Source organism: Streptomyces sp. NPDC002004, from assembly GCF_053593975.1.
In genome coordinates, this window is record NZ_JBSFDP010000010.1 from 142896 (window position 1) to 169666 (window position 26771).

The following is a 26771-nucleotide window of genomic DNA, read 5'->3' on the forward strand; positions in this document are numbered from 1 at the left end:
TGGCTAGGGTGTGGGCATGGCACAAGCGAATGTCTTGCGTCTCGCTGACGTGCGCCTGGCTGTCACCAGCGGTGAAGCCGAGCGCCTGCGGGTCGCAGCGCAGCTGTCGATTGGTGAAGTGGCCCGGGCCTGCGGGGTGGATCAATCCACCGTTTGGCGCTGGGAACGCGGAGTGCGGAAGCCGCGAGGCGAGGGGGCGATCGCATACGGCGAGCTCATCAAGGCGCTTCGCGAGAAGTCCTCACTCAGCAGCGAGAGGAAAACGGCGTGACCACGGCCGGGCCGAGGGGCGCCAAAACGACGACAGCGCCGGGGTGCGACCCGGCGCCGTCTGTCGAGCAGTTCAACGAATCCGCCTACCAGCAGATCGGAAGCTCGATGACCATCCTGCCACAGACCAGCGCCGCTCCACAGGCAGACGGCGGGGCCCTCGCCGCTCTCATCGCCGAGCACAACCTGCAGATCGAGGAGTGGGACACGGCCACGCTGCCCGAGCCCCTGCGGCCGGCCTTCCTCGCCTTCTACTGCCGCCTCGACGACGGCAGCAGCATCGTCGTCGTCCCCCTCGGCCAGAACCCCGCCGAGCGCCTGACCGCCATCCGCGAACTCATCGCACACGCGGAGGTACAGGCGTGACCACCCTGGCCCACAGCCCCGCCGTCACCCGCGCCCTCGCCGACATCGAAGAGGCCAAAGCCAGCATTTCCCCCCAGGTCGCCGAGTGCCTCGACTTCATCGGCGACCTCATCAAGGAGAACGGCGACCCCGGCGGCACCTTCGACCGCGTCCTCGACATCTGCGCACGGGAGAGACTCATCGCTCTCGTCTGTGAGCACCGGATCCGCCTGGTCCAGGCCGACGGGGACAACTCAGATGCCATCGAAGCTCTCGGCGATCACGCCCACCTCGTCGGCGACATCCTGCTCGTCCCGCCCGGCCAGCGGCCGAGCGACACCCTCGACGACCTGCGCGCCGCACTCGCCGAGGCCGAGAAATGACCACGCCGACAGACGCCGCCGCGGCCGGGGACACCCCCGGCCGCCCGGCCACAGACACGGCGTACTGGGCTCGCGTCCGCGCCGTCGTCGACCAGGCCCCACCCCTCACCGACGACCAACGCGCCCGAATCCGAGCGATCTTCCACCAGCAGCACGCGACCAAGGAGGCGGCATGACGGAGCGACACCCAGGCCAGTGGCCGGTAGAAAACCCCGTCGGCCTCGACGCGGTCGAGCAGCCCAACCAGGGCGAGCTGTACGTGCAGCGTGCGGCCGAGAAGGCCCTGCACGAGATGGTCCTCGACTCCATCCGGCACGACCTCGCACAGCAGCCCAGCCCCATGACTGTCCTCACCGCCGCTCGCAATTGGTGCGCCCGCATCACCGCTGCCGCTGAGGAGATCGCTAGGGGTAAGCGGACGGCCGCCTGACCGCTGGCGGGCGCCGCCCACCCCCAACGGCGCCCGCCAGCACCCCACGAACCAACCGATCCAGCTCGTAGAAGAGAGCACGTTCGTGACCGTCGGCCTCCGCATTCCCGCCGAACTCGGCGACGCCGCATTGGCCTACGCCAGCCTCGGCATCAAGGTTTTTCGCGTCCGCCGGAACAAGACCCCTTTCGCCAACTGCCCGCGGTGCGACCGGCAGAGCAGCCTTTACATCAAGCATCGCCCCGAGGAATGCCAGTGCGGCGTGCCCACCTGCCACGGCTTCTGGGCAGCCACCACCGACCCCAGCCTCGTCCGCAAGTGGTGGGACGAGGAACCCGACGCCAACATCGGCGCGCCCTGCAAGCTCAACGGCTGGGCCGTCATCGACATCGATCCCCGGAACGGGGGATCCGAGTCGTACCAGGCACTCGAGAAGCGCGTCGGAGTCCTGCCCGGCACCACCATGCAGATCACCGGTGGTGGTGGCCTGCACATCCTGTACCGCTCCCCTGCTTTCGAGCTGCCCGGCCTCGGCGGACCCGGCATCGACTTCAAGCACAACGGATACATCCTGCTCACCCCGTCGGTGCACTCTTCCGGCGGCCGCTACCGGTGGGCAGGCGACGCGGGCTACCTCGCTCCCACGGTGGACTGGCCGGCTGCTCTGCTGCCGCGCAAACAGCGCCGCCCGGTTCCGCCGCCGCTCGCCACGCCCCGCCACCGCTTCCCCGCCCAGGAGAAGGGCCAGCAGCGGCCCGGCGGCGGACGGATGTGGACCGTGGCCGACCTCGTCCAGCACGTCATGGACACGCACGAAGGCCATCGCAACAACGCCTTGTACTTCGCCGCATGCCGCGCCCACGAGCTCGCCGAGCAGAACCTCATCGACCTCGGCGAGGCCGAGATGGGACTGCTGTCCGCCGCGTCCGCGGTAGGCCTCAGCGAGTCCGAAGCCCGCGCCTCGTTCGACAGCGCCTCAACCCGCCCGGGCGACCGAGGGTGGGCGGCGTGACGACCGACTTCGACCAGGCCATGGACGCCTACTTCGGCCCCGACGGCGACGAGCCGCCCATGGACTGGGGAGACGTGGACGCAGCGCCGCCCGCCGACAAGGAACAGGCGCCGCGCACCTGGGGCGCCCAAGACCTGCGGTCGGTCCTCGACGGCTCATACAAGCCGCCCCAGCCCACGGTCGGGCGCCGGGACGACGGCGTCGGCCTGTTCTACCCGGGCCGGATGAACAGCGTCGCCAGCGAGTCCGAGGCGGGCAAGACCTGGTTCGCCCTCATCGCCTGCTTGCAGGAGATCAACGACGGCAACCACGTCCTCTACCTCGACTTCGAGGACGACGCGGGCGGCGTCGTCGGCCGGCTCCTCTGCCTCGGCGCCAACCCGGCGGACGTCCTGGAGTACTTCCACTACGTCCGCCCTGAGAACACCCCCAGCGACATCGACCTGCTCGACCTGGCCATGGTGCTAGAGAGCAGCCCGACCCTGGCCATCGTCGACGGGGTCACCGAGGGCATGAGCCTTTTCGGTCTGGAGCTGAAGGACAACACCGACATCGCCAAGTTCGGACGTCAGCTGCTGCGCCCGCTCATGAACTCTGGTGCCGCCGTCGTCACCCTCGACCACGTCGTCAAGTCCAGCGAGAACCGCGGCCGGTACAGCATCGGCGGCGTCCACAAGCTCAACGGCCTCAACGGCGTGATGTACATCCTCGAGAACCGGCGCCCCTTCGGCATCGGCCTCACCGGCAAGTCGACCATCCGCGTCGCCAAGGACCGGCCCGCCCAGATCCGCAAGAACGGACTGCCTCACTCCAGCGGCATGCACTGGTACGCCGACCTGGTCGTCAAGTCCGAGTCCGCCGAGTTCGCCGAAGCCCACCTGTACGCGCCCATCCAGCGCGACGAGGAGGACCGCCAGGAGGACGAGGAGCGCAAGCGCCTCGACGGCATCAAGCGGAAGGTTCTCGAAGCCATCGGCAAGGCCAAGGATCCGCTCACCGGCAAGGGCATTGAGGACCGCGTCACCGGGCGGGCGGCCGACGTCCGCCGGGCCGTCGCGGATCTAGTCGACAGCGGGCAGATCGAGGCCTCGCCCGGCCCCCGGAACTCGACCCTCCACTCCATTCCCGACCCCTCTAAACCAGCCCCCGAACAGCCTGCCGCTTGACCTCGTCCCCACCTCGTCCCCACCTCGTCCGGACGAGGTGAGTGAGACCTCGTCCCTCGTCCCACTTCTTTAGGTGGGACGAGGACGAGGTCACACAGGAGGGGTTGCCTCATCAGCCCGGGACGAGGACGAGGTCACCACAACCGCAACAGGAGGCGCCTCAATGCCCGTCCCCAACACCATTCGGGCCGCGCGATGAACGTCGACGACATCGTGGCCGAGAAGATCGCCGCCGCCCGCGCCCGCGTCGAGGCGACCAAGCGTCGGCGTGCAGCCCTCGCCGCCGCCCGGCAGCGCGGCCTCGCCGCCCGCCACGCCCAGCGCCTCCGCAACCTCAACCGTGGGGACACGCCCACGGCTGACGGATCTGAAGGGGACAGCCCGTCCCCCTCGAAACGACACCAAGGAGAAATGACCATGGACCTTCAGGCCCTCGCGGCAGACCTGATCGCCCGCACCGAGCGGGCAGTGGAACAGATCGCCGGCCTCGCGGCGCACACCGGCATCACCTTCAAGACCACCGACGTCGTCGACGCCGTGGAACGGGACCTGCCTTCCGACTACCCCGCACCCACCGCGGATGGAGCTCTCACCCGCCGGGACGTCATCACGGCCATGGCAGAGGACATCCTCAGCGGCGCCGTCTACGAAGACCACGCCTGATCCGCACGACATCGGCCGGGCCCGCGGGTACCGGGCCCGGCCTCCAACCCAGCATCCCGTAGATCACTTTACGGGTGCCCGCCTACTGAAAATCCTTGTCACTTTGTCGGCACCGGCAAAGTGATCAACGAAGCCAGGAGACCCCCTGATGTCCGGAGAGACCGTCATCACGATCGTCGGCAACCTCGTCGACGACCCCGAACTGCGCTTCACCCCGGGCGGCGCGGCCGTTGCCAAGTTCCGCGTCGCCTCGACGCCCCGCGTCTTCAACAAGACCACCAACGCCTGGGAGGACGGCGACGCCCTGTTCCTCACCTGCTCCGTGTGGCGGCAGGCCGCCGAGAACGCCGCCGAGTCCCTCGCCCGCGGCATGCGCGTCATCGTGCAGGGCCGCCTGAAGCAGCGGTCCTACGAAGACCGCGACCAGGTCAAGCGCACCGTATACGAGCTCGACGTCGACGATGTCGGCGTCAGCCTCGCTCGGGCCACGGCCAAGGTGACGAAGAACCCCAGCAGCGGCAGCCAGCGTCAGGCACCGGCCGACGACACCTGGGCGTCCGCCAAGCCAGCCCCCGCGGCGGCGCCCACGCAGGGCGGATGGGGGTCCCCGGCACAGACCCCAGCACAGCCCGCCGCGCAGGCCCCGGCCGGCCACTCCGACGAGCCCCCGTTCTAGGCCAGGAGGAAAACAACCGTGAGCGACCACGACATCCAGCTGCTCGGCCTCGGCATCTGCATCGGCGTGTACCTGATGCTGTTCAGCCAGATCATCGGCGGCGCACTCGACGACCGCCGTGACCGCAAGGCCGCCCGCACCGCCGAGGCCAAGCTCGCCGCCGCGCGCGAGAGGGCCGAGGCGTGAACCAGTGCGGCCTGTGCGAGACAGAGCTGGAGCACGGCTACCTGTGCCCCGGCTGCACACTCGGCACCGCGCAGCGCCTCGACCGCATGCCCCGTCTCTGGGAAGCCCTGGCCGCTTTCCTGCAGCCCGGCGGCCGACGGCCCGAGTACGGCCGCACGCAGCCCATCGAGGCGCCGCTGCCCGTCTCCGAGTCGGTACTCAGCCTCCGCGGCCCCGGCGGCATCGTCGGAGTCCTGGAGGACTGGCGCTCGGCCATGCAGCAGGACCGCGGCTGGAACGAGCCCGTCATCGCGGGCATCGTCGGCCGGCGCATCGTCGTCGCCGCCCGCGCCCTGTCGATCAACCTGGAGTGGATCGCAGGGAACTGGCCCATGGCCGGTGCGTTCGCCGAGGAGATCCGCGACCTCGAGCGGGACGTCATCTCGATCGTCAATCCGCGCGACCCCAAGGACCGGCCGCGGCGCCTGGGCTACTGCCCGACCCTGATCGACGAGGTGCTGTGCGGGGCCGTCGTCCGCCTGTACCCCGGCCAGTCGTCAGCCGCGTGCAGCTGGTGCGGCGCCGACTGGCCCACAGAGCGCTGGCTCGAACTCGCCAAAGCGCAGCCGGAAGTCGAGGCAGCTCTCGCCCGAGCGAAGGAGGAAGCATGGCCGAGCGCATCGTGACGTGCCGCATGACGAACCGGTACGGCAACCGCTGCACGGCGGAGGCGATCACCCCGGACGGTGAGGCGGTCATCTGTGCGCGGCATGCCGCCGAGGTGATGCGGACCGTCAGTACAGTCGCCGCCAAGTCCAGGCAGCGGGAGCTGAGTTGAGTGCCCGCATGCTTGACTATCCAACCCAGGGTTGGATAGTCTGTGTGGCGATGGAAAAGCCACCCTGGCGCGAGCGAGTACGCACGGAGGACGAGCTGCTGGAACAGCTCCGAAACCAGACGTCACAAGCAGCGAAGCGCCGAGCCGAGGCCCTGATGGAGGGCGTGGCGGAGCTCGGCAGCGTGTACGCGGTCGCCAAGGAGCTCGGCAAGAGCCACACCGCCATCGACAAGGCGATCAAGAAGCACGGGTCCGCTGGAACGGACACCGGCACGAACACAACCGCATAAGCAGGACGGGAGCCGGAGCAGCAGCTCCGCCGGTGCTGGAACACCGACGGGCGCGCGCGCCACTCCGACTCCCTGACCAAGCACTTCCTGACTACACCAGGAGGCATCGGCTATGGCCGATCATTTCCCGGGCCCCAGTGCGCCCGCAAGTTCCCCGTCCGCCCGGCGCCTCGTCGCCGCCGGCGTCATCCGCCGCAGCCCCGGCCGCACCATCACCATGAACATCACGGCCGCAGGCGTCACCGGCAGCATCCGCCCGGCGGTGAAGCCGTGAGCGCGATCAACGACCCCGGCCCCGTCACGCAGGCCGTCCTCGGCCAGACCGCGGCCCTCCGCGCCGACGCCGCGCAACTCCTCGTCGCCATCGCCGACAAGATCAGCAGCTACCGGCCCGAAGACCCCATGCTGGAAGACTCCCGGCTCGCCCTCGCCTGCACCTACGCCACGAACCTCCGCGGCTTCACCGAGACCGCCGAACTCCTCGAGCGCGTCCTGCACGCGTGCATGCCACGCGTCGACCGGGACATCACCCGCGGCGAGTACGCCCTCATCCTGCGCAAGGCCGCCGAAAGCAAGGGCCCGTGACCGGGCCCCGCACCGTCACGGTGCCCACCATCGACCACGGCGACGTCACGATCACCTGCCCCAGTTGGTGCGTCGGCCACCAGGACGACGCCCCGCTCTACCGCGTCGACATCACACACGTGGGCCCCGACGAGTCTCTCGCCCTGCCCACCAGCCGCGGCCCGGCCACCCACCTGATCACCACACTGGAACAGCGGCCCTTCACCGAGCGGCCGCCCGGCATCGGCACCTTCGTCAACGTCTTCATCGACAGCGACTGGTACCCCACCGGGCCGATCGGCCTGGACGCCATGGCCGACGCCCTCGTCGAGCACGCCGCCGAACTCCGCGCTCGGGCCCGCCGTCTGTCCGCACTGTGCGCCAGGGGTGAGAGCCAGTGAGCACGCCGACTGCGCCAGAGCGCGCCGCCCGGCGCGCCGCCGTGCGCCAGCTCGCCGACGCTGAGCCGCAGCTCAGCGCCCGGCAGATCGCTGCCCGGCTCGGCCTCAGCAAGGACACCGTGCGCCGCGACCTCGACGCCCTGCGCCAGACGGCGCCAGACGCGGCGCGGACCAAGGCGCCACCTGCGCCATCCGCGCCAGACGGCGCACTGCGGCTCACCAACGCCATGCGCCAGAGCCTCGCCGTCTTCGCGGAAGCCGGCCAGGGCACCGAGACCGCGATCGAACTCGCCCTCGCCACCCTCGCCCGCGCCTACACCGGCGCCTGGAAGTTCGGTCTCTACCCGCACGGCACCCCGCCCCGGATCGACGTCGTCCGCCTGCTGCCGCAGCACCCGGAGAAGCCGTGATCACCTACCACGGCATCGGCTACTACGCCTGCCTCGCCTTCTTCCCCACCCTCCTCGCGCTCCGGGTACTGCCCGCGGGCTCAGCGGCCCGCCGCTACGTCGCCCGCGCCGCTCTCACCGCCCTGCTCCTCATCGCGGCGATCGTCGCGCTCTCGTACTGAAGGACACCCGTGAAGACCACCCTCATCGCCGCCATCGACACCGCCCGCACCCACACCATGGCCGCACCCCAAGCCCCGACCGGGCAGGGAGGATCCGTCCCCATCAGCGTGCTGCTCATCATCGGGCTGGGCATCTGGGCCTGGAACATGCACAAACACGGCAAGGACACCAAGAAGCTGCACCTCCTGCCCGGCTTCGTCTGCCTCGGTCTCGGCCTCTCTCTGTCCGGCACACAACTCGGCTCGATGATCGGCATGTTCTTCGCCAACATCGCCCGCATGCTCGCCAGCTTTGTCGGCAGCGCCTGAGCGTGGACATCGGCCCAGAGGACGACACCCTGGACCTCACCGAGCAGCTCGCGGTCCTCCGTGAGGCTCCAGGGCCGCCTTGCGACTGCTGGTGGCACCGCCGAGCCGACCACGCCACCCAGCTCACCAGCGGCGCCGCCACTCTGGCCCGCCGCCTCGGCCTCTGGCTCGCAGGCGAGGACTGGCATTCCCTCGCCCTACGGGCGCCCGCCCTCGCCTACGGCCTCGGCCACCTCACGCAGATGCTCACCGCGACATCCTGGATCGGGCCCGCCGCCAGCCTCGGCTTCACCGCCGCGGCCTGGCGCGCCGGCCGCCCTGTACCGCCGACCGTCGAGGAGCTCGAACGGGCCTTCCTCGCCAGCGTCCGCGACATGGTCGGCGATCGGCCCGCGATCTTCCTGCGCGACCTGTACGACGCGCTCCAGGCCCACCCCGCGGCCGCACACCTCGACGACGGCGCCCTGCGCGCGCTCCTCGTCCACTGCCGCATCACCATCCACAAGAGCGTCCGCATTGGAGACCAGACCGGCCGCAGCGGCATCAAGGCCGCCGACATCGACGCCCTGCTCTCCCCCACACCCGTAGACCCCCCTCTCAGCGACGTAGACGCAGGTCACGACGCCACAGAAGGGGCTGTAGACCACCCGTAGAACGGGCCGTAGACCGGCCCCGAGACACCCCGGAGACCCCATGCGACGCCACATCCATGCCCTCATCCACAGGACTGTGTACGAGTACTGCGGCATCTGCGGCTGGTGGTCAAAGCCGGACTGCGGCCACTGAGTCACAGCTACTGGAAGCGAACCGCTGCGACATCAGATAAGGGGCTCCAGAATGGGGCCACCCGCTGGCCAGAGCGACCGGAGTCCGAGTGAGCGTCCTGGAATTCATCTCCTCCCTGAAGTGGCCCCTCCTGATATTGATCTTGACGGCCTTCTCGTGGTGGCGGTTCAAGAAGAACCCACAGCTGGGCAACCACCTCCGCACAGTGCTTGAAGGCAGGTCAGTGCGGGTCAGCATCGCCGGGCAGGAGATGGAACTCAGCCACGTGGTAGAGGCGGCCGCTGTTGCCGCCAGCAGCGATGCCGAGCTGGCCCACACTGCCCATGTCAATGACCTCGGCCAAGAGGTCGACACGGTCCAGCTTCGCCGCGCGGCCGTGGAAGACCTCATGACGCACGCTGCCCACTGGGGCTGGTCCGCCGCACAGCTAGGCTTCGAGACTCCGCCAAACCCGGCGATCCAGTGGAATGAACAAGGGCAGCCCGAGATCGGTTTCGCTTCGGGCACCCTGGACCGTGCGCGCCACCAAGCCATCCTGCGCCGTCTGTCCCGAATACACCCGGCCGGACCAGGACCGGGCGCGCACAACTGAGCCACACTGAGCGCATGGAGCCCCTGTACGCCCCGCCCGGTCACCTCACTGCCCACCAGGTCGCGCAGCTGCTTGGCATCAAGCTCGGCGGCGTCCGGCAGCTCGTCCACCGGGGCCAGCTCACCCGGGCCGGCGGCACCCCTCGACAGCCGTGGTTCAAGGTCACGGACGTCGTCGCCCTCGACGCCAAGCGCCGCACCCGCGCTGCCGCTTGACGCGCAGGTCAGAGCGATGTAACGATCTCGGTGTACAGCTGTGCCCTCAACCGGCACCACCAGACGCACGACGAAGCCCCGGCTCGGTCCCCCCGGCCGGGGCTTCGCCGTGTCACAACACGGGCGAACCACTCCCCCAGCACCCCACGCAGCGCCACACTGGCCCCTCACAGCTACGTACCAGGGGGGTACCAGTGGGGTTCATCAACAACGCCAAGGCAGGGAAGGCCGGCGACGAGGCACGCAAGGCCTACGCCGAAGGACGCTCGACCCTCGCATACAAGATCATCGAGGCCAACGTCAGCAGCAAGACCACCGCTCCGATGTCCGGCGTCGGCGAACAGATCGAAGCCATCGAGGCCGAAGGCTGGGCCCTCACCAACATGGCAGCCGCTGAAAGCAAGACTCTCGGCGGCGAACGTATCGGCCTGATCTGCCTGTTCCGCCGCCGCATGTAGCACCGCCCACCCCGAAGCCCCGGCCCCGCGGCTGGGGCTTCAGCGTGAACAGGGAGGACGCATGCGACGCCAGCGCCCCTGTCTCGTGTGTAGCCGGCTCACCCGTAACCCCTCCCGCTGCGACACCCACCAGGCCGAGTGGCAAGCACAGCAGGACCGCACCCGAGGCAGCGCACACCAGCGCGGCTACACCCAAGCCTGGCGCGCAGCAGCAGCCCAGGCAGTAGCCCAGCACAAAGCCGAGCACGGCGACTGGTGCCCCGGATGGCGAGTCCCTGCCCACCCCTCCAACGACCTGACCGGCGACCACATCGTCCCCAAGGCAGCCGGCGGAACCAACGACCCCGAGAACATCCAGGTACTGTGCCGCGGCTGCAACAGCAGGAAGCACGCCCAGCAGGCGTGACACGCCCACGGTGACAAGCCGTGACCATCGAAGCCGCCCGCGCGCCGCGGACGGGGGCGGGGTCGATCTTGGAGCGGTGATCGTCGTCGGACCCGGCCCCCCATCCCCCGCACGGCGACGCGAAATTGGGCCCGTTTTTGACCTTGGTCGGTTCTGGGGGTGGCGATCATGCCCGCAGGACGGCCGCCAACGCCCACGGAACGTAAGCGCCGAACTGGCAACCCCGGCAAGAGGAACCTTCCTGAGCCCGTCGTGCACCTGGCCGCTGTCGCCGATATCCCGCCTGCTCCGGACACGCTCGGCGAGACCGGCATCCGAGCCTGGGAACGGCTGTGGACTGCTGGGCAGGCCTGGCTGTCGCCGACGACTGACCTGGATCTGCTGACGCGGCTGTGCGAGGCACACGACGAGCGCGAGGCGATGCGGGATCAGGTGGCGCAGGACGGCTACATGGTGCCCGGTTCCATGGGGCAGCGGCGTGCGCATCCGCTGCTGTCGGAGATCCGGGCGATCGAGTCACAGATGACCAAGTGGGAGTCGCTGTGCGGCTTCACGCCGACGGACCGGGCTCGACTCGGGTACGCGGAGGTGAAGCGTGCCAGCAAGCTCGAGGAACTCGCCCAGCGGCGGCAAGCGCGTCTCCAGGGCGGCGGGTAGCTGGCCGCCCCGGTTCCTGACGCCGGTCCCAGCCGCGGATGTCCGCCGGGGCGACGGACCGGACGTCGCCGACTTCATCGAGACGCTGTGCGTCGTCACGAAGGACACGTTCGCCGGGCCCTCGGGGTCGCCGCTGCAGCTGCGGCCGTGGCAGCACCGGCTGCTGGGCCACGTCTTCGCCCGGCGGAAGGACGGACGGCGCCGGCACCGCGTGGCGCTGATCGGCGAGCCCCGCAAGAACGGCAAGAGCGGCCTGGGTGCCGGGGTCGCGCTGGACGGCCTCTTCGAGGGCACGGGCGCCGAGGTCTACTCCTGCGCGGGCGACAAAGAGCAGGCCCGCATCGTCTTCGGCGACGCGCGGCGCATGGTCGAGAACAGCCCCGATCTGTCCGAGGCGATCCGGTGCTACAAGGACGCCCTCGAGGTCACGGCCACCGGCAGCGTGTACCGATGCCTGTCGGCCGAGGCATTCACCAAGGAGGGCCTGAGCCCTACTCGGGTGCTGTTCGACGAGCTCCACGTGCAGCCGAACCCGGACCTGTTCAGCGTGATGGCGCTGGCCGCGGGAGCCCGGGTCGACCCGATCCTGATCGGGATCACGACGGCCGGGGTCAAGACGGACTCGTCCGGCAAGGACTCCATCTGCTACCAGCTGTTCCAGTACGGGCAGAAGATCGCGGCGGGCGAGGAAGTCGACCCGTCGTTCTTCATGGCCTGGTGGGGCGCCCCGGACGACGCCGACCACCGGCTGCGGGCCACGTGGGCGACGGCGAACCCGGCGTTCGGCGACCTCATCGACCCGGAGGACTTCGAGGCGGCCGTGCGGCGCACGCCGGAGGCCGAGTTCCGGACGAAGCGGCTGAACCAGTGGGTCAACACGGCCGAGGCGTGGCTGCCCGCCGGGGCCTGGGACGCATGCCGCGGTGAGCAGGACGCGATCCCGGACGGCGACGAGGTGTGCCTCGGCTTCGACGGCAGCTTCAACGGCGACTCCACTGCCCTGGTGGCCGTCTCCTGCGGCGAGGTGCCGCATCTGGACGTCGTGGCGGCGTGGGAGAAGCCTTCGGACGCCGGCCACGACTGGACGGTGCCGATCCTCGACGTCGAGAACGAGATCCGAGCCGCGTGCCGCCGCTGGCAGGTCCGGGAGATCGTCTGTGACCCGTACCGATGGGGCCGCACGTACCAAGTGCTCGAGGACGAGGGCCTGCCCGTTGTGGAGTTCCCGCAGTCCCCGGCCCGCATGATCCCGGCGACGACGCGGTTCTACGAGGCCGTCATGAATCGGTCGTTGACGCACTCCGGTGACCCGCGGCTGGCCCGGCACCTGGCGAACTGTGTGATCAAGACCGACTCGCGCGGCTCGCGGCTGTCCAAGGACGCCAAGAACTCCCCGCGGAAGATCGACCTTGCCGTGGCCGCAGTGATGGCCCACGAACGGGCCTGCCAGGAACCCGAGCCCGAGCCCACTCCGCAGTTCTTCAGCTGGGCCGACCTGTAGGAGGTGCCGTGAAGCTGCCTCGCCTGCGCCGGCCGCGCCGCACGCTCACTGACCTGATGGACGTGACCGGCCTGGGGTGCCTGGTCGGCGCCGCCTGGTGGTGGCAGCCCCTCGTCGGGCTCGTCGCGCTGGGCCTGGCGCTGCTGCTGATCGGATGGGCGGTGGACCAGTGAGCCTGTTCCGCCGCGCGGCCGAGCGCCGCACCATCACCCAGTTCGGCGACAGCTCGATCCCTACGAACGGCTCGCTGCTGGCGCCGACCGAGTCGGGGATGCCGGTCAACGACCAGACCGCGATGCAGCTGGTAGCCGTCTGGTCATGCGTGCGCATCCTGTCCTCGGCGATTGCACGTCTGCCGCTGATGTCCATGGTCACGCGTGACGGCATCCAGGTGCCCACCTCAACGACGCCGACGATCGTGGCCGATCCGTTCGGCGGCACCGGTTCCACGCGCTTTCCCACCCGGCGGGCAGGGATCAAGCAGCTGGCCATCTCGCTGCTGCTGCGCGGTGACGGCTACGGCATGGTCACCGCCCGGGACTACCTCTACCGCCCGTCTCGCATCAAGATCCTGCACCCGGACCAGGTGCGGGTGACGATGAACGACGACGGCGGCCGCGACTACGAGGTCAACCGGCAGCCGGTCGACGCGGTCAACATGCTGCACCTGACCGGGATGTGCATGCCCGGCTCGCCGACGGGGATGTCCCCGATCAGCTACGCCCGGCAGGCCATCGGCCTGGGCCTGGCCGCCGAACGGTTCGGTGCCGGTTTCTTCGGCAAAGGTGCGCACCTGTCCGGCGTCATCACGGTGCCCGGGGATCTCGACAAGGCCCGCGCCAGGCAGATGAAAGAGGCTTTCGACGCCTCGCACTCTGGCCTGTCCAACGCGCACGCCATCGGCGTCCTGTCCGGCGGCGCCGACTGGAAGCAGATCAGCGTGAGCCCGGAAGATGCCCAGTTCCTACAGACCCGGGCAGGGCAGAACCTCGACATCGCGATGCTGTACGGCGTTCCGCCTCACATGCTCGGGCAGGTCGACCGCACCACCAGCTGGGGCACGGGCATCGAGCAGCAGGCCATCGGATTCCGCGTGTGGACCCTCGACGACTGGCTCGGCACCTTCGAGGACGCGTGGACAGCGATGCTGCCGCGCGGCCAGTCCGCCGTATTCGACACGACCAGCCTGGAGCGCACCGATACCGCTGGTCGCTGGACCTGGTACGCCACGGCTCGCACGATCGGCGGTCTGACGCGGAACGAGATCCGCGCCAAGGAGAACCTGCCTCCCGTCGAGGGCGGCGACGACATCGACGCGCCGCTGAACAGCGCTCACTCCGGCGACAGCCCGCAGCCGGAGCCACCTGCCGAGCCTCCCGCACCCGAGAAGGAGCCGTGATGGACCTTTCCGTTCGGGCCGAGCGGCCCGCCACCGTCGAGCGGCGCGCCCTGCCGTTCCGTGACGTCGAACTGCGCGCCAAGTCTGACGGCTCCGGCGGGGCCGTCCTCACGTTCACCGGCTATGCCTGCGTGACCGAGGTCGGTTACGAGATGGAGGATTGGCTGGGCCCGTACACCGAGGTGGTGCGGTCCGGTGCGTTCAAGAAGACCCTGAACGAGTCTGCCGACGTGCCGTTCCTCGTCAACCACTCCGGCCTGACACTCGCCCGCACCAAGTCCGGGACGCTGCGCCTGGCCGAGGACGACACCGGCCTGCACGCCGAGGCCGATCTCGACCCGGCGAGCCCGCATGTGCAGGCCCTGCGCTCGGCGATGGACCGCGGCGACGTCGACGAGATGTCGTTCGGCTTCTGGGTGACCCGCCAGCAGTGGTCTCCTGACTACGACCAGCGGGACATCCTCGAGGTGAACCTCAACAAGGGCGACGTCTCGATCGTCAACTACGGCGCCAACCCCAACACGGCCGGCGCCACGCTGAACTCCCGCGACCTGACCGCGCACCTGCAGCGGCTCTCCCCCACGGAACGCCGCGAGGTCTTCGACCGCCTCGCCGTCGAGTTCGCCACCGAGCCTCAGGCCGAGAGCGCGGCGGAAGCCCCCGCGAACAGCCTGTACGCGGCCCGCGCACGCGCGCTGGCCCTCTGACGCACCACCCGCCTGCTCATCGCGCCGGAGCCGCGCCGGCCGTCCACGCCGGACCCCTGCTGGGGCACCACCTGGGCGCCACCCGGACAACCACCCGAGGCCGCAGGCACGCCACCACCGATTCCGTCCGTAGAAGGGACAGCCCCATGTCCAGGGCACTCATCGAAGCCCTCATGCAGCGGCGTGCCGAGCGCAAGACCGAGCTCGACCAGCTGCTCGAGACCCCCACCAGCGAGAAGCGCAACCTGCACGACGACGAGCAGGAGCGGTTCGAGGCCATCGAGAAGGAGATCCGCGAGCTCGACGACCGGGTCAAGGAGCTCGACGAGCAGCAGACCCGCGACGACCAGGCCGCCGAGGTCACCAAGCGGTACAAGCTCAGCACGCCCGGCGAGGGCGTCACCGCCGAGCCGCTGACCTATCAGCGCGGCTCCAGCCACTCCTACTTCATCGACCTGGCGAACTCCACGCTGTTCAACAACGGCGAGGCCCGCGAGCGCCTGAACCGCCACGGTCGCGAGATGGACGTGGAGATGCCCAAGCGCGAGAAGCGGCGGGCGGAGCGCGCCGAGAAGGAACTGCGCGGCATCGACCGCGGCAGCGTCTTCGAGAAGCGGACCAATCCCAACCGCACCGACGGCCAGGGCGGCTACTTCGTGCCGCCGCTGTGGCTGGTCGACGAGTACATCGACCTGCCGCGCTTCGGCCGCACCTTCGCCAACAGCGTCCGCAACATGGACCTGCCGCAGGGTACGGACTCCGTGAACGTCCCCAAGGTCGCGACGGGTACGGCGACGGGCGTGCAGACCGCGGACGCTGGTTCCGTGACGTCCACGGACCTGACGGACACGTTCGTGTCCGCGCCGGTGCGCACGATCGCTGGTCAGCAGGACGTGGCGATTCAGCTGCTGGACCAGTCGCCGGTGGCGTTCGACGAGGTCGTGTTCGCCGACCTGATCGCCGACTACAACCAGAAGCTCGACACCCAGTGCCTGAGCGGCTCGGGTTCTTCCGGGCAGCTCAAGGGCGTGCTGAACGTGTCTGGCATCAACGCCGTCACGTACACGGACGCGTCGCCGACCCTGCCGGAGACCTACGCGCCGCTCATGCAGGCACTGAGCCTGTCCGCGAAGAACCGCAAGATGATGCCGACGGCGGTGTTCCTCACCCCGTCGCGCTGGTTCTGGATGGCGTCGCAGCTCGACTCGCAGAACCGGCCGTTCATCCTCCCGGAGACCAACGCCCCCTTCAATCCGCTGGCCCTGCAGACCGGCGGCGACGTCGAGGGCCCGGTCGGACGGGTGCTGAACTTCCCGCTCCTGGCCGACGGCAACATCCCGTCTAACCTGGGCGCCGGCACCAACGAGGACCGCATCATCGCCGCGCGGACCTCCGACCTGTACCTGTGGGAAGGCTCGATGCGCACCCGCGTGCTGCAGGAAGTCCTCTCCGGGACGCTGCAGGTCCGCTTCCAGGTCTACAACTACGCCGCGTTCATGCCCGACCGGCGCCCGGAGACCATCTCGGTCATCTCCGGTACGGGCCTGATTGCGCCGGCTGGCTTCTAGCCCCCGACTCCCGGCTCGCCGTCCGAGGGTGCGGCGGGCCGGGCCCTTCCTGGAAAGGAGTGTGCGATGCACGACCGCATCGCCGAACTGGCTGGGCTCCGCACCGAGCTGGCCATCTGCGAGAACGGGCCGCGTGAGTCGCGGCGGGACAAGACCGACGAGGTTCGCGCCGAGATCACGCGCGTGCGCGACGAGCTCGAGAACGAGGCGGAGAAGCTGGAGAAGCGCTCCGAAGACCTCGCCTCGAACGGGCAGGACGTTGCGGCCGCGGAAGCCGCAGCGGCTGCCCGGGGCATCCGGACCTCGCTCGGCGAGAACGACGACGCCGCGCCGGCCAAGGCCGCCCGCGGCAAGCAGCAGATCGGCAAGCGCACCGCCGCAGCCGCCAAGCCGCCCGAGCACACCTGACGGGAGGGGGCACGGTGCCGCTGATCTACTTCACCGGGCAGGACGTCCGGCTGTCCGAGCTGATCGTCGGCGACACCGGGGCCCCCGCTACCGGCACGCTGACCGTCACCCTGACCATCACCGACCCCAACGGGACCGTCACCACTCCCACCACCACCGCGGCGGGCGGCGGCCAGTACGTCGCCGTCGTCCCTGGCGTGGCACACGCCGGGATCTGGCTGTACCGGTGGCAGGCGTCCGGGACGGGCGTCGGGTACGTCTCCGAGGGCCAGTTCCAGGTGCGGGCCGCCGGCGGTACCCAGCTGGTCGACCTCGCCAGCGTCAAAGCGCACCTGAACATACCCACGGCTGACACGTCGAACGACGCCGAGCTGCAAGGGTTCATCCTGGCGGCCGGGGAACTGGCCCGTGACGTCGTCGGCCCGCTCCTGCCCGAGCAGCACACCGAATGGCATGACGGCGGCGCGACCACGATTCAGCTCGACTGGATGCCCGTCGCCTCCGTCACGTCGGTCACCGAGTACGTCGCGGCATCGTCCTGGAATCTCACCGAGCAACCGCTAGGCACCTCGACGGATGCCTACGGCTACACCGTCGACCTCGACCGGGGGCAGATCACCCGGCGCGCGACCGGCGGCGCGGTGTCCTTCCCTGACGGCACCAAGAACGTGCGCGTCGCCTACACCGCCGGTACGACCGGCCGGGTGCCCTGGACGGTCCGGCTCGGCGCGCTGGAGCTGATCCGGCACCTGTGGCAGCTCACCCAGCAGTCCGGCCGGCCGCGCTTCGGCAGCGCAGTCCTGGACGGCGAGGGCGGCGGTGTCCCGGTCGGGTTCGCGCTCCCGGCGCGCGTTCTGGAGCTGTGGCAGCCCTACAAACGCCCCCCGGGGATCGCATGAGTACGCCCATCGAGGACATCCCGTCCAGCAGCATCCCGGCAGCCCGGTCCTGGATACTCGCCGGCATTCAGGCCCAGCTCGCCACGTCCAAGGGTGTTCTGGTGTGCCTGGACGAGCCGGGGACCTACCAGCCTGACGAGATCGTCAGCGTCGGTGACGTCCACCAGCAGTACAGCCCGGAGAACGTAGTGGGTTCGGGCGGCGCGTACTGGCTGCGCGAGGACTACACGATCACGGTGATCGTCGACGTGTTCCGCGGCGGTGACGATCCGGCCGCCGTCTTCGCTCGGGCCCGGCAGCTCGCTGACGTGGTCGTCGCCGTCGTCCGCTCCGATCCCTCGCTGGGCGGTGCGGTGGACCGGGCCAAGCCCGCGAGCGTGCAGCACACCAGCGGCTGGACCGAGGACCACAAGGGCCGCCAGACCGTCATCGAGATCGGCATCGACTGCCTCAAGACCCTGTGAGGGGAGCGCTGTGCAGCTCACGTACACCGGCGACGAGGGCCGGTACTACCCCACGCTCGGCCTGGCCCCGGAGCCCGGCGAGTCCTACGACCTGCCCAAGGACCCGGGCGACGGCTACTGGGACGCCGTGAAGACCCAGGCGAAGAAGACCGGCGCCCGGTCGGAGAAGGAGGGCAGCGATGCCTAAGCCGTCCCATCTCGCGGTGCTCGGCGTGGCCAAGGAGACCACGCCTGGCACGGCGGTTGCGGCCACCAAGTGGGTGCCGTACAAGACGCTCACGCCGAAGGACGACATCAACCTCATCCAGGACACGGGCCAGCGCGGCGCCCCCGTGGATGTCTTCGGCCTATACGCCGGGCAGAAGGGCGCCGAGCTCGACCTCGGCGGCGATGTTTTCGCGGACACGATCGGCTGGCTCCTCGTCAGCCTGCTGCCGGATCTGACCACGACCGGCGCGAGCGCCCCGTTCACGCACGCGTTCTCCACGCTGTGCTCCGGCGATACCCAGCCTCCGTCGCAGACCTGGACGATCGCTGATCCGCTCAACACCTGGCAGTACCCCGGCGCCCAGTTCAGCGAGCTCGGGTTCAAGTGGAATGCCGACGGGCTGCTGGAGTGGTCGGCCAAGGCCACGACCTGGGCGTACTCGACGACGACCACGCCGACCCCGTCGTTCACGTCGGTCGCGCCAGTCGCGAACTGGGCGATCGCCTGCTCGATCGGCGGCTCGGCCACGTTCGTCCAGGACGGCGAGCTCACCATCAAGCGCGGCGTGACCGCAATCCGCGGCTCGGCCGGCACCCAGAATCCGTACCGCATCTGGTCCGGGGACGTGTCCGTCGAGGGCAAGGTCACGCTGGTGATGGAGAACACCACCCAGCGCACGGCTTTCCAGGCCGGCACCGTGCAGAGCTTCGACGTCTCCTATTCGCAGGGCGCCGGCGCCTCACAGAACGGCCTGCAACTGCACTGCACGCAGGTCGCCTTCACCGAGGGCACTCCGTCCTATGGCAAGGAGTACATCGAGCTCCCGGTCAGCTTCACGGCCATCGCGAACACCAGCGATGTCGGCGGGTCGGGCGGATACAGCCCGGTCAAGGCGACCCTCACCAACGCCATCGCGTCCGGCACCTACAAGTAGAAAGACCACACCCTCATGAGCATCAACCGACACCAGATGCCCGGCGATGGCTGGGTGGACCTGCGTGCCGTCGCGGACGTCTCCGAGCGTCTGCGGCGGCCCATCCGAGCCATCCAGATGCGCCTGGCTGCCAACCCTGCCTTCGAGGGGGTCATCCAGGCGGCCCAGAAGAAGGGCGTGGAGTCGCTCGACGACATCAGCGAGGCCGAGGCCGTCAAGATGGTCACCCAGATGGGCGATGCGGCCGATCTGATGGACGAGCTCAACGACCGCCTGATCATCTCCCGCGTGGCCGGCTGGTCCTACGGCGACGACGTCACCATGGACGCGCTGCAAGACCTGCCCGGCCCCGTCTACGACAAGCTCAAGGAGATGTGCGCCGAGGGCGCCCTGACGAACGGGCCGGACTTCTCCCCGTCGCAGGACCCGGCGTCCCCTACCGAGCCCTCTACCGCCTGAGGGCGGTCCTCGAGGGCAAATTCGACTACCGCACGGACCAGCTGCCCACCGAGCACTACCGGTTCTGGCAGCTGTGCAAGGTCGTCGGGCCGCCCGACTCCTGGATGGACCTCCCGGCCGAGCAACTCGACTGGGTCCTGGCCATCGACGGCGCTGTCGAGCAGGCGAAAGCGAACGTCCAGGAGGAGGCGTCCCGTGGCTGAAGGAATCACCGTCGTCGTGCGCGGCACGAAACGCGTCGAGGCCGACCTCACGCGCATGAGCAAACAAGTCGACGTCGCCACTCTGCGAGCCCTGAAGGCGACACAGGCCCTGGCGAAGAAGAGCATCCGGTCCGGGATGCGGGGGCGGCCACGGTGGGACCACCGCGGCGCGTCCCCGCGCACCGGCCCGGCCGTGAGCCTCAACCTGTCGCCGCACCACACGACCAAGGGCGGCGGGCCCGGACGGCTCACCGGCAAGCTCGTGCGGGGCGTCGGCGGCGTCCGGAAACCTAAGCCGCTGCCCGGCGGCGGCTTCCAGGGCGGCGTTGGTGTCGGCGGCGGCGTCCGCAACCTCTACAAGAAGAAGATCGAAGGCGAGTACCCCTACGTCCGGCCCGGGATTCGCAAGGCCGAACCGAAGATGGCCGCCGTCTGGCAGCTGCACTGGGGCCGCGCGATGCGCTGACCACTCCACACCGAGCCGAGCCTGAGGGAGGTGACTCCCTCATGGGCGGACTGCCTCCGGTGTTCATCGAGTTCCTGGGCCACTCCAAGGGCGTCAAGACGGCCATGGCGGACGTCAAGGCCGAGATGGCGGCCGCGGACGCCGAAGGAGCCGGCGCGTTCCGCAAGACGGGCATGCTCGGCAAGGCCGCGATCGCCGGTATCGGCATCGCCGCCGCCGGAGTGGCCGTGCACACGGTCAAGATGGCCGGCGATTTCCAGGTCCAGATGACCCGCGTGCGCACCGGCGCGGGCGAGGCCTCCCAGAACATGAAGATGGTCGGCCAGGGCGTCCTTTCCATGGCCGGGCAGGTCGGGCAGTCCACAGAAGAGCTCACCAAGGGCCTGTACACCACGGAGTCCGCGGGCTACCACGGCGCGGACGCCCTGAAGGTCCTGAAGACCGCCGCCATGGGTGCGAAGGTCGGCGCCGCGGAGCTCGGCACGACCACGGACGCCGTCACCACCGCGATGAACGCCTACAAGACCGGCGCGGGCGGTGCGACGCAGGTGATGAACGCGCTGATCGCGACTGAGGCCGAGGGCAAGACGAACCTGGAGGCCCTGGCCGGTTCCATGTCGTCGATCCTGCCGGTGTCCGCAGCCGCGCACGTCCGGCTGAACGAGGTCATGGGCGCCATGGCGACGATGACCGCGCAGGGTACCCCGGCGGCCGTCGCCGCCACCTATCTGCGGCAGACGATCGGCCAGCTGTCGAACCCGTCCGGCAAAGCCGCGCGGGAGATGCAGTCCCTGGGCCTGTCCGCGGTGAAGGTCGGCCAGAACCTCGGCAAGAACGGCCTGGCCTCGACGCTGACCATGCTGACCGACGCCATCCAGAAGAAGATGGGCCCGGCCGGCACGGTGCTCATCAAGCACCTGCAGAAGGCTGCCCACAACACCACCGCGTTCCAGAAGGAACTGGCGAACCTCCCGCCGGAGCAGCAGACCTATGTCGGTGCGCTCGCCACGATGGTCGGCGGCACTAAGTCCATGCAGGCGGCGCTGCAGCTGACCGGCCCGCACATGAAGGACTTCATCAAGAACACCAAGGGCATCGACGAGCACGTCAAGAAGGGCGGCAAGTCGGTTGAGGGCTGGGCGGACGTCCAGCACAACTTCAACCAGAAGATGGCCGAGGCCAAGGCGTCCGTGGAGTCGCTGGGCATTCAGATCGGCCAGCACCTCATGCCGGCCTTTCAGAAGATCGTCGGGGTCGTCTCCAAGGTCGTGTCCTGGATGGCGAAGCACCAGGGCGTCGCCAAGGCCCTCGCGGTCGTCATCGGTGTGGTGTTGGTGGCGGCGATCGCTGCGATGACGGCGGCCCTGTACGGGATGGCGGCTGCGGCCGCGGTCAATCCCGTCACGTGGATCGTGCTCGGTGTGATGGCGCTGATCGCCGCGATCGTCGCGCTGGCCATGCACTGGCGGCAGGTGTGGGGGTTCATCAAGCGGATTGCCACCGACGTGGGCCACGCCGTTGCCACCGCCTGGCATTGGGTCCGCGACCGCACCGTTCAGGCCTGGCACACGATCACCGCCTTCCTGAAGACCGTGTGGCACACGATCGGCGCGTTCTTCGCCGCTGGCTGGCACATGGTCGTCGATCCCGTCATCCGGGGCTGGCAGCGGGTCAAGGCCTTCACCACCGCGGTGTGGGGCGCCATGAAGGCCTACCTGCACGCGGCGTGGTCCGCCATCAAGGGCGTCGCGCAGGCCGTGTGGTCGGCCATCGTCAACGCGGTCGTCTCCCAGGTCGCCAACGTGGCCAAGCGCCTGACGAGCCTGTGGGACGGGATCTCGAACGTCGCGTCGTCGGTGTGGAACCACATCAAGAGCGCGGCGGCGTCGCTGTGGGCGTCCATCAAGTCCGCCATGATCAACCCGATCATCTCGGCCTGGCACACGATCACCAGCACCGTCGGCAAGATCGCCACCTCGATCAAGAACGGGCTACACAACGCGTGGAACGCCGTGAAGAACATCGGCTCCACGTTCCTGTCCATCGGCAAGAACATCGTCATGGGCATCATCCACGGCGTCGAGCATGCCGGCGGCGCCCTGTTCAGTTCGCTCAAGAACCTGGCTGGCAACGCCCTGAAGTCCGCCAAGTCGTTCCTGCACATCAACAGCCCGTCCTTGCTGTTCGCGGACCACGTCGGCCGGGGCATTTCCGAGGGCATCGCGAAAGGCGTGGACGACCACGCGCACCTTGCTCACACCTCGGTGCGAAACGTCGCCTCAGGCATGATCACCGCAGCCTCTGAGGTTCTGCAGATCAACAGCCCGTCGCGGAAATTCGCGGTAATCGGCGCCTACGTCGGCGCGGGCCTGGTGCAGGGCCTGACCGGGTCGACGGCCCGCGTGCAGTCCGCGGCGAACCGCATCGCCGGAATGCTCTACCGGCAGTTCGGCAGCTCTGGGCACCGGCACCTGCAGCAGCTGGTGCGCCGGGACGGCCAGCACCTGCTCCGGCTGGCCAAGCAGCGCGACAACATCACCACCCGTCTGAAGGCGGCGAACAAGAAGCTCGCCGACCTGCAGAAGGCCTGGAAGAAGACCCGCGACGAGGTCGCCAAGTCGGTGACGGAGAACGTCTCCGTCGTGACCCAGATGCCCGAAGGCGCGGTCGCACTCACCAGCCAGGACGTCGTGGCGAACATGCGGGCCCAGGTCCAGAAAGCCAAGAAGTTCGCCGCTGAGCTGACCGCGCTTCGTAAGAAGGGCCTGTCGGCCGACCTCATCCAGCAGATCGCCTCCGCAGGTGTGGACGAGGGCGGTGCCACTGCCGCGGCCCTGTCCACGGCCGACAAGTCCCAGATCACCGAGATCAACAAGCTCCAGAAGGGCGCCAAGTCGGCGGCCGGAGCCGTGGGCGCGGCGACAGCAGACGGCCTGTACAAGTCCGGCATCCAGTCCGCGAAGGGCCTGATCAAGGGACTGAAGTCACAGCGGAAGGCCATTGAGAAGGAGATGCTGCACATCGCGAAGGCGATGCGCGACGCGATCCGCAGGGCGCTGAAGATCCGGTCTCCCTCGCAGGTCTTCCACGAGATCGGCGGCTTCGTCACCCAGGGCCTCGCGAACGGCATCACCAAGGGCACCCGCACCGCGGCGGCTGCCGCCCAGGCGATGGCCGGGGCCGTGTCCACCGCCGGAATGCCCGCCGTGCCACGCCTGGCCGGAGCCCGGCAGCTGTCCTTCGCCGGGGCCGGGACCGGGGCGGCGTCAGTGGACATTCCGATCGTCGTGAAGCTCGACAGCGACGTGCTGTTCAAGGCGACACAACGCCGGGCCCTGCAGCACGAGCGCCGCAACACCTCCAACGGCCTGTCGGCCAAGTCCCGCTGAGCGAGAAGGGGGGCCGCTGTGACGGTTCCTGTCGGATTCCCCATCAACGACGTCCCCCTCCTCGCCACCTGGCCGCGCGTGCTCGTCCAGATCGCATGGAACGCGGGCGGCAACAGCACCGCCCCGAACCACTGGTACACCGTGGCCAAGCGGCTGCGGGGTAGCTGGAAGGCAACCCTGGCCGGGCGGCAGTACGAGCTCGACTCCGTCACGTCCGGGAGCCTGACGTTCTCGCTGGACAACCTGGACGGCGCGTTCGACCCCGACAACACGGCCAGCCCCTTCTACCCCTACGTGCTGCCCTACCGGCGGGCCCGCCTGGTGTGGCAGACCACGCCGTCGCAGAACCTGCTCTACAGCTGGGTCGCCGACGGCTCGCGCACCCTGTCCATGGCAGCGTCGACCGGCACCATCGGCGCTGTCTCCGGTCTGTCGCCGTCCCTGTCTGGGCTCACCACCGCCCAGACCTGGTCTCTGCCGAACGGCACAGCCTCGTTCGCCACGTTCGGCGTGACCGGCGCGACGCAGGACTGGACGCTGCTCGACTGCGACGGCACCACCGTCACCCCGGGCGCCGCGTACTCGTTCGGCGTCGAGGTGCAGCTCGCCGCGGGCGGCATGTCGAGCCTGAACATGCGGGCCCGGCTGTCCTGGTTCACCCTGACCGGGACCAGCATCAGCACCAACGTGTCGTCCACGGTCGGCATCACCACGTCCTGGACGCGACTCACGGTCTCCGGCACCGCGCCGGCTGGCGCCGCGTTCGCGGTCGTCTCGTTCTCCACGCAGGCCGCGACCACCGCGGCGACCACGATCCGGTCGACCGCGTGGCAGCTCGAGCAGGCCTCGGCCGCCACCAGCTGGACCAGCACAGGTTCCTGGTGGGAACTGTGGCAGGGCTTTGTGGAGCGCTGGCCCCAGTCCTACGAGAAGGGCGGCAAGTACGGGGAGGTCGCCGTCACCTGCGTCGACTCCCTCGCCCCGCTCTCGCAGCTGACCTTCCAGGAGACGATGCCCGCGTTCCTCGCCGGCATCGAGCCAGCCAGCCAGCAGTACGTCTTCGACCTCGCCACGCCCTCGGCGTCCCCGGACGTGCCCGGCGGCCAGGCCTTCCTGGCGACGGGCGGCACGCTGGCCGCGAACGGTGCGCTGGACATCGTCGGCCCGAACATCGTCACCGGTACCGAGATCAGCAGCGCAACCGACCTGGGCACGCTGTGGAACACGCCGGGCCCGGTCACCACACTGGTCAACAACCAGGCCTCGACGCTCGGCAACAACGCCGGCGCCACGGTCCTGCAGCCGTGGGACGGCACCGACCGGCAGATCCTGCCCAACGGCGGCTGGACCCGCATGATCTGCTTCAAGGCCAGCTCCACCCCGGGCACCGGCGGCCGGTTCAACCAGGCCGTCCTGTGGGGCGCCACCGCCCCGGGCTTCATCTCCGGCACCGGAGACAAGTCCGTCGCCCTCGGCGGCGTCTACCAGGACGGCACCTGCGTCCTGCAACTGCAGAACTCCTCCGGCACCGGGATCTACGTCTCGCACTTCGTGAACGTCTGCGACGGGGACTGGCACTGCCTGATCACCACGCTGTCCGCCGACGGCAAGACCGCCACGATCACCGTGGACGGCATCACCAGCACCTACGGCTCGGGCAGCAGCATGGGCTCGTCCACGTACACCGTCGACGCCATCGGTGCGCTGTTGACCACCAACGGCAGCGGCGAGAACACCCAGCCGTTCAACGGGGACATCGCCTACTTCGCGCAGTGGAACACGGCGCTGTCGTTCACGGAAGTCGGAGAGCTGTCACGCGGGTTCGCCCTCGGCTGGTCCGGCGACATGCCGTCTACTCGCGTCGCCCGCCTGCTCAGCCTCGCCCAGTTCCACCCGGGCAGCGCCGTCCCCTTCGCAGGGCTCGGCGCCATCCCCGGGCAGGGCTTGCTCGGCTCCGTCTCGCTGACCGGACGCACCGCCCTGGACGCCATCCAGTCATGCGCCGACAGCGACAACGGACAGTTCGTCGTCGACCGGTTCGGAAACCCGACCTTGTACGGGCACCTGTGGCGGTGGGTCCAGAACACGCCCATCGTGACGTTCGGCGAGAACACGGCCGGCAGCGAGGTCCCCTACGCGGACGACATCAAGTTCGAACAGGACCCCGCCCACCTGTACAACGACATCCAGATCACCATCGAGGGCGCCGCCGACGCGACCGATCAGACGTCGCTGCAGGAGGCCTCCGACACGGCCAGCCAGACGGCGTACTTCCCCCAGTCGCTGACTCGCACCATCAACCCGGCGACCGTGCAGACCGGCACGGACATGGCCGACTTCCTGCTCAGCCTCTACAAGGACCCGCACACCCGGGTCGGGCAGATCACCATCGACCTGGCCCACAGTCCCACCCTGCAGACCAAGCTCGCCGGGCTGAAATTCGCCGACCTCGTCCGTGTCATGCGCCGCCCGGCCCTGGCCCCAGCCAAGCAGTTCGACGGGTTCATCGAACAGATGGAATGGTCCGGCGACGACACCGGCCAGAACCTGCAGCTACGCCTGCAGATCTCCCCGGCGTCCCAGTACCGGTACTGGATCATCTCGGCGGCCTGGGCCGCCCTGTCATCGGGGATCGCGGCCGGCGTCAGCACCATCTCCGTCGGCCCGGTCAACAACTTCAACGGGGTCGCAGCCCAGTACGTGATCCCCGCGAACTACCAGATGACCCTCGGCTACGGCACCACGAACGCCGAGACCGTCACTGTCCAGTCCGTGCAGACCGTGTCCGCGGGCTACAGCACCGTGCAGCTCACCCTCGCCTCGCCAACGGCCAACGCCCACTCGAGCGGGGACCTGATCTGCACCCCGCTGCCCTTCAACACCACGTTGCCGCCGGGTGGCAGCTACCCGTCGTGCTTCGACGTGCCGTCCGTCTTCGGCGACACCAGCCCTCTCATCGGATTCTGACC

Annotated in this window: 40 protein-coding genes; all 40 read left to right on the plus strand. The window is 69.2% G+C overall.

Going from position 1 to position 26771, the window contains the following annotated elements:
• Window positions 1-16: 16 nt before the first annotated feature.
• The 40 genes from ACWCP6_RS17905 to ACWCP6_RS18100 all read left to right on the plus strand — a co-directional run bounded on the left by ACWCP6_RS17905 (window position 17) and on the right by ACWCP6_RS18100 (window position 26769).
• Window positions 17-271 (plus strand): helix-turn-helix domain-containing protein, encoded by a 255-nt coding sequence (locus tag ACWCP6_RS17905; protein ID WP_450933402.1) that lies wholly within the window; start codon window positions 17-19, stop codon window positions 269-271.
• Entirely contained in the window at window positions 268-636 is a 369-nt protein-coding gene (locus tag ACWCP6_RS17910) for a hypothetical protein (protein ID WP_450933403.1), read from the plus strand. The genes ACWCP6_RS17905 and ACWCP6_RS17910 overlap by 4 nt, the downstream gene beginning before the upstream one ends.
• Entirely contained in the window at window positions 633-998 is a 366-nt protein-coding gene (locus ACWCP6_RS17915; RefSeq protein WP_450933404.1) for a hypothetical protein, read from the plus strand. The genes ACWCP6_RS17910 and ACWCP6_RS17915 overlap by 4 nt, the downstream gene beginning before the upstream one ends.
• The gene (locus ACWCP6_RS17920; protein WP_450933405.1) at window positions 995-1174 is read left to right on the plus strand and encodes a hypothetical protein; all 180 of its coding nucleotides are present in this window, start codon (window positions 995-997) and stop codon (window positions 1172-1174) included. Before ACWCP6_RS17915 ends, ACWCP6_RS17920 begins: the two co-directional genes overlap by 4 nt.
• Window positions 1171-1428: a hypothetical protein gene (locus tag ACWCP6_RS17925; RefSeq protein ID WP_450933406.1), complete on the plus strand. Its 258-nt coding sequence runs from the start codon at window positions 1171-1173 to the stop codon at window positions 1426-1428. Before ACWCP6_RS17920 ends, ACWCP6_RS17925 begins: the two co-directional genes overlap by 4 nt.
• An 85-nt stretch (window positions 1429-1513) precedes the next feature.
• Complete coding sequence (locus ACWCP6_RS17930; RefSeq protein WP_450933407.1) at window positions 1514-2440, plus strand: bifunctional DNA primase/polymerase; 927 nt, start codon at window positions 1514-1516, stop codon at window positions 2438-2440.
• Entirely contained in the window at window positions 2437-3606 is a 1170-nt protein-coding gene (locus tag ACWCP6_RS17935; RefSeq protein WP_450933408.1) for an AAA family ATPase, read from the plus strand. Before ACWCP6_RS17930 ends, ACWCP6_RS17935 begins: the two co-directional genes overlap by 4 nt.
• A 195-nt stretch (window positions 3607-3801) precedes the next feature.
• Entirely contained in the window at window positions 3802-4269 is a 468-nt protein-coding gene (locus ACWCP6_RS17940; protein WP_450933409.1) for a hypothetical protein, read from the plus strand.
• Window positions 4270-4417: 148 nt separating this feature from the next.
• Window positions 4418-4945 (plus strand): single-stranded DNA-binding protein, encoded by a 528-nt coding sequence (locus ACWCP6_RS17945; RefSeq protein ID WP_450933410.1) that lies wholly within the window; start codon window positions 4418-4420, stop codon window positions 4943-4945.
• 18 nt (window positions 4946-4963) lie between these two features.
• Window positions 4964-5131 carry a hypothetical protein gene (locus ACWCP6_RS17950; RefSeq protein ID WP_450933411.1) on the plus strand — a complete coding sequence of 56 codons (168 nt, stop codon included), beginning with the start codon at window positions 4964-4966 and terminating at the stop codon, window positions 5129-5131.
• Entirely contained in the window at window positions 5128-5796 is a 669-nt protein-coding gene (locus tag ACWCP6_RS17955; RefSeq protein WP_450933412.1) for a hypothetical protein, read from the plus strand. The genes ACWCP6_RS17950 and ACWCP6_RS17955 overlap by 4 nt, the downstream gene beginning before the upstream one ends.
• Window positions 5778-5948: a hypothetical protein gene (locus ACWCP6_RS17960; RefSeq protein WP_450933413.1), complete on the plus strand. Its 171-nt coding sequence runs from the start codon at window positions 5778-5780 to the stop codon at window positions 5946-5948. The genes ACWCP6_RS17955 and ACWCP6_RS17960 overlap by 19 nt, the downstream gene beginning before the upstream one ends.
• Before the next feature lie 50 nt (window positions 5949-5998).
• Window positions 5999-6238, plus strand: a complete 240-nt coding sequence (locus tag ACWCP6_RS17965) for a hypothetical protein (RefSeq protein WP_450933414.1) — start codon at window positions 5999-6001, stop codon at window positions 6236-6238.
• A gap of 112 nt (window positions 6239-6350) precedes the next feature.
• Window positions 6351-6512: a hypothetical protein gene (locus ACWCP6_RS17970; protein ID WP_450933415.1), complete on the plus strand. Its 162-nt coding sequence runs from the start codon at window positions 6351-6353 to the stop codon at window positions 6510-6512.
• Window positions 6509-6823 (plus strand): hypothetical protein, encoded by a 315-nt coding sequence (locus ACWCP6_RS17975; RefSeq protein WP_450933416.1) that lies wholly within the window; start codon window positions 6509-6511, stop codon window positions 6821-6823. The genes ACWCP6_RS17970 and ACWCP6_RS17975 overlap by 4 nt, the downstream gene beginning before the upstream one ends.
• Entirely contained in the window at window positions 6820-7203 is a 384-nt protein-coding gene (locus ACWCP6_RS17980; protein ID WP_450933417.1) for a DUF6907 domain-containing protein, read from the plus strand. Before ACWCP6_RS17975 ends, ACWCP6_RS17980 begins: the two co-directional genes overlap by 4 nt.
• Window positions 7200-7613 (plus strand): helix-turn-helix domain-containing protein, encoded by a 414-nt coding sequence (locus tag ACWCP6_RS17985; protein WP_450933418.1) that lies wholly within the window; start codon window positions 7200-7202, stop codon window positions 7611-7613. The genes ACWCP6_RS17980 and ACWCP6_RS17985 overlap by 4 nt, the downstream gene beginning before the upstream one ends.
• On the plus strand, window positions 7610-7774 hold the full coding sequence (locus ACWCP6_RS17990) for a hypothetical protein (RefSeq protein WP_450933419.1): 165 nt from the start codon (window positions 7610-7612) through the stop codon (window positions 7772-7774). Before ACWCP6_RS17985 ends, ACWCP6_RS17990 begins: the two co-directional genes overlap by 4 nt.
• Window positions 7775-7783: 9 nt before the next feature.
• Window positions 7784-8083, plus strand: a complete 300-nt coding sequence (locus ACWCP6_RS17995) for a hypothetical protein (protein ID WP_450933420.1) — start codon at window positions 7784-7786, stop codon at window positions 8081-8083.
• A gap of 2 nt (window positions 8084-8085) precedes the next feature.
• On the plus strand, window positions 8086-8736 hold the full coding sequence (locus tag ACWCP6_RS18000) for a hypothetical protein (RefSeq protein WP_450933421.1): 651 nt from the start codon (window positions 8086-8088) through the stop codon (window positions 8734-8736).
• Window positions 8737-8957: 221 nt separating this feature from the next.
• Window positions 8958-9461: a hypothetical protein gene (locus tag ACWCP6_RS18005; RefSeq protein ID WP_450933422.1), complete on the plus strand. Its 504-nt coding sequence runs from the start codon at window positions 8958-8960 to the stop codon at window positions 9459-9461.
• A gap of 14 nt (window positions 9462-9475) precedes the next feature.
• Complete coding sequence (locus tag ACWCP6_RS18010; RefSeq protein WP_450933423.1) at window positions 9476-9676, plus strand: hypothetical protein; 201 nt, start codon at window positions 9476-9478, stop codon at window positions 9674-9676.
• A 194-nt stretch (window positions 9677-9870) separates the two neighbouring features.
• On the plus strand, window positions 9871-10134 hold the full coding sequence (locus ACWCP6_RS18015) for a hypothetical protein (protein ID WP_450933424.1): 264 nt from the start codon (window positions 9871-9873) through the stop codon (window positions 10132-10134).
• Between the two features lie 61 nt (window positions 10135-10195).
• Window positions 10196-10540, plus strand: a complete 345-nt coding sequence (locus ACWCP6_RS18020; RefSeq protein WP_450933425.1) for an HNH endonuclease — start codon at window positions 10196-10198, stop codon at window positions 10538-10540.
• Window positions 10541-10708: 168 nt separating this feature from the next.
• The gene (locus ACWCP6_RS18025; RefSeq protein ID WP_450933426.1) at window positions 10709-11197 is read left to right on the plus strand and encodes a phage terminase small subunit P27 family; all 489 of its coding nucleotides are present in this window, start codon (window positions 10709-10711) and stop codon (window positions 11195-11197) included.
• Window positions 11136-12698, plus strand: a complete 1563-nt coding sequence (locus tag ACWCP6_RS18030; protein ID WP_450933427.1) for a terminase large subunit domain-containing protein — start codon at window positions 11136-11138, stop codon at window positions 12696-12698. Before ACWCP6_RS18025 ends, ACWCP6_RS18030 begins: the two co-directional genes overlap by 62 nt.
• An 8-nt stretch (window positions 12699-12706) precedes the next feature.
• Window positions 12707-12871 carry a hypothetical protein gene (locus ACWCP6_RS18035; RefSeq protein WP_450933428.1) on the plus strand — a complete coding sequence of 55 codons (165 nt, stop codon included), beginning with the start codon at window positions 12707-12709 and terminating at the stop codon, window positions 12869-12871.
• Complete coding sequence (locus tag ACWCP6_RS18040) at window positions 12868-14097, plus strand: phage portal protein (protein WP_450933429.1); 1230 nt, start codon at window positions 12868-12870, stop codon at window positions 14095-14097. The genes ACWCP6_RS18035 and ACWCP6_RS18040 overlap by 4 nt, the downstream gene beginning before the upstream one ends.
• Window positions 14097-14804 carry an HK97 family phage prohead protease gene (locus ACWCP6_RS18045; protein WP_450933430.1) on the plus strand — a complete coding sequence of 236 codons (708 nt, stop codon included), beginning with the start codon at window positions 14097-14099 and terminating at the stop codon, window positions 14802-14804. The genes ACWCP6_RS18040 and ACWCP6_RS18045 overlap by 1 nt, the downstream gene beginning before the upstream one ends.
• A 146-nt stretch (window positions 14805-14950) precedes the next feature.
• Window positions 14951-16372, plus strand: coding sequence for a phage major capsid protein (locus ACWCP6_RS18050; RefSeq protein ID WP_450933431.1), 1422 nt, complete (start codon window positions 14951-14953; stop codon window positions 16370-16372).
• A 66-nt stretch (window positions 16373-16438) separates the two neighbouring features.
• A complete protein-coding gene (locus ACWCP6_RS18055; RefSeq protein ID WP_450933432.1) occupies window positions 16439-16780 on the plus strand; it encodes a hypothetical protein in 342 nt (113 codons plus the stop codon).
• Window positions 16781-16794: 14 nt separating this feature from the next.
• Window positions 16795-17679 carry a hypothetical protein gene (locus ACWCP6_RS18060; RefSeq protein WP_450933433.1) on the plus strand — a complete coding sequence of 295 codons (885 nt, stop codon included), beginning with the start codon at window positions 16795-16797 and terminating at the stop codon, window positions 17677-17679.
• A complete protein-coding gene (locus ACWCP6_RS18065; RefSeq protein WP_450933434.1) occupies window positions 17676-18143 on the plus strand; it encodes a hypothetical protein in 468 nt (155 codons plus the stop codon). The genes ACWCP6_RS18060 and ACWCP6_RS18065 overlap by 4 nt, the downstream gene beginning before the upstream one ends.
• A 10-nt stretch (window positions 18144-18153) precedes the next feature.
• The gene (locus ACWCP6_RS18070) at window positions 18154-18330 is read left to right on the plus strand and encodes a hypothetical protein (protein WP_450933435.1); all 177 of its coding nucleotides are present in this window, start codon (window positions 18154-18156) and stop codon (window positions 18328-18330) included.
• Entirely contained in the window at window positions 18323-19285 is a 963-nt protein-coding gene (locus ACWCP6_RS18075; RefSeq protein ID WP_450933436.1) for a phage tail tube protein, read from the plus strand. Before ACWCP6_RS18070 ends, ACWCP6_RS18075 begins: the two co-directional genes overlap by 8 nt.
• Window positions 19286-19300: 15 nt before the next feature.
• Window positions 19301-19744, plus strand: coding sequence for a hypothetical protein (locus tag ACWCP6_RS18080; RefSeq protein WP_450933437.1), 444 nt, complete (start codon window positions 19301-19303; stop codon window positions 19742-19744).
• Window positions 19660-19947: a hypothetical protein gene (locus ACWCP6_RS18085; protein ID WP_450933438.1), complete on the plus strand. Its 288-nt coding sequence runs from the start codon at window positions 19660-19662 to the stop codon at window positions 19945-19947. The genes ACWCP6_RS18080 and ACWCP6_RS18085 overlap by 85 nt, the downstream gene beginning before the upstream one ends.
• Window positions 19940-20413 (plus strand): hypothetical protein, encoded by a 474-nt coding sequence (locus tag ACWCP6_RS18090; protein WP_450933439.1) that lies wholly within the window; start codon window positions 19940-19942, stop codon window positions 20411-20413. The genes ACWCP6_RS18085 and ACWCP6_RS18090 overlap by 8 nt, the downstream gene beginning before the upstream one ends.
• Window positions 20414-20454: 41 nt before the next feature.
• Entirely contained in the window at window positions 20455-23802 is a 3348-nt protein-coding gene (locus ACWCP6_RS18095; protein ID WP_450933440.1) for a phage tail tape measure protein, read from the plus strand.
• An 18-nt stretch (window positions 23803-23820) separates the two neighbouring features.
• Window positions 23821-26769 (plus strand): hypothetical protein, encoded by a 2949-nt coding sequence (locus tag ACWCP6_RS18100; protein ID WP_450933441.1) that lies wholly within the window; start codon window positions 23821-23823, stop codon window positions 26767-26769.
• Window positions 26770-26771 lie beyond the last annotated feature (2 nt).

Excerpts from the sequence above, each read along its gene's own strand:
- ACWCP6_RS17905 (WP_450933402.1), top strand. The coding sequence starts at position 17 with ATGGCACAAGCGAATGTCTTGCGTCTCGCTGACGTGCGCCTGGCTGTC.
- ACWCP6_RS17920 (WP_450933405.1), top strand. The coding sequence starts at position 995 with ATGACCACGCCGACAGACGCCGCCGCGGCCGGGGACACCCCCGGCCGC.
- ACWCP6_RS17925 (WP_450933406.1), top strand. The coding sequence starts at position 1,171 with ATGACGGAGCGACACCCAGGCCAGTGGCCGGTAGAAAACCCCGTCGGC.
- ACWCP6_RS17940 (WP_450933409.1), top strand. The coding sequence starts at position 3,802 with ATGAACGTCGACGACATCGTGGCCGAGAAGATCGCCGCCGCCCGCGCC.
- ACWCP6_RS17945 (WP_450933410.1), top strand. The coding sequence starts at position 4,418 with ATGTCCGGAGAGACCGTCATCACGATCGTCGGCAACCTCGTCGACGAC.
- ACWCP6_RS17960 (WP_450933413.1), top strand. The coding sequence starts at position 5,778 with ATGGCCGAGCGCATCGTGACGTGCCGCATGACGAACCGGTACGGCAAC.
- ACWCP6_RS17965 (WP_450933414.1), top strand. The coding sequence starts at position 5,999 with ATGGAAAAGCCACCCTGGCGCGAGCGAGTACGCACGGAGGACGAGCTG.
- ACWCP6_RS17970 (WP_450933415.1), top strand. The coding sequence starts at position 6,351 with ATGGCCGATCATTTCCCGGGCCCCAGTGCGCCCGCAAGTTCCCCGTCC.
- ACWCP6_RS18010 (WP_450933423.1), top strand. The coding sequence starts at position 9,476 with ATGGAGCCCCTGTACGCCCCGCCCGGTCACCTCACTGCCCACCAGGTC.
- ACWCP6_RS18020 (WP_450933425.1), top strand. The coding sequence starts at position 10,196 with ATGCGACGCCAGCGCCCCTGTCTCGTGTGTAGCCGGCTCACCCGTAAC.
- ACWCP6_RS18025 (WP_450933426.1), top strand. The coding sequence starts at position 10,709 with ATGCCCGCAGGACGGCCGCCAACGCCCACGGAACGTAAGCGCCGAACT.
- ACWCP6_RS18045 (WP_450933430.1), top strand. The coding sequence starts at position 14,097 with ATGGACCTTTCCGTTCGGGCCGAGCGGCCCGCCACCGTCGAGCGGCGC.
- ACWCP6_RS18050 (WP_450933431.1), top strand. The coding sequence starts at position 14,951 with ATGTCCAGGGCACTCATCGAAGCCCTCATGCAGCGGCGTGCCGAGCGC.
- ACWCP6_RS18055 (WP_450933432.1), top strand. The coding sequence starts at position 16,439 with ATGCACGACCGCATCGCCGAACTGGCTGGGCTCCGCACCGAGCTGGCC.
- ACWCP6_RS18065 (WP_450933434.1), top strand. The coding sequence starts at position 17,676 with ATGAGTACGCCCATCGAGGACATCCCGTCCAGCAGCATCCCGGCAGCC.
- ACWCP6_RS18075 (WP_450933436.1), top strand. The coding sequence starts at position 18,323 with ATGCCTAAGCCGTCCCATCTCGCGGTGCTCGGCGTGGCCAAGGAGACC.
- ACWCP6_RS18080 (WP_450933437.1), top strand. The coding sequence starts at position 19,301 with ATGAGCATCAACCGACACCAGATGCCCGGCGATGGCTGGGTGGACCTG.
- ACWCP6_RS18095 (WP_450933440.1), top strand. The coding sequence starts at position 20,455 with ATGGGCGGACTGCCTCCGGTGTTCATCGAGTTCCTGGGCCACTCCAAG.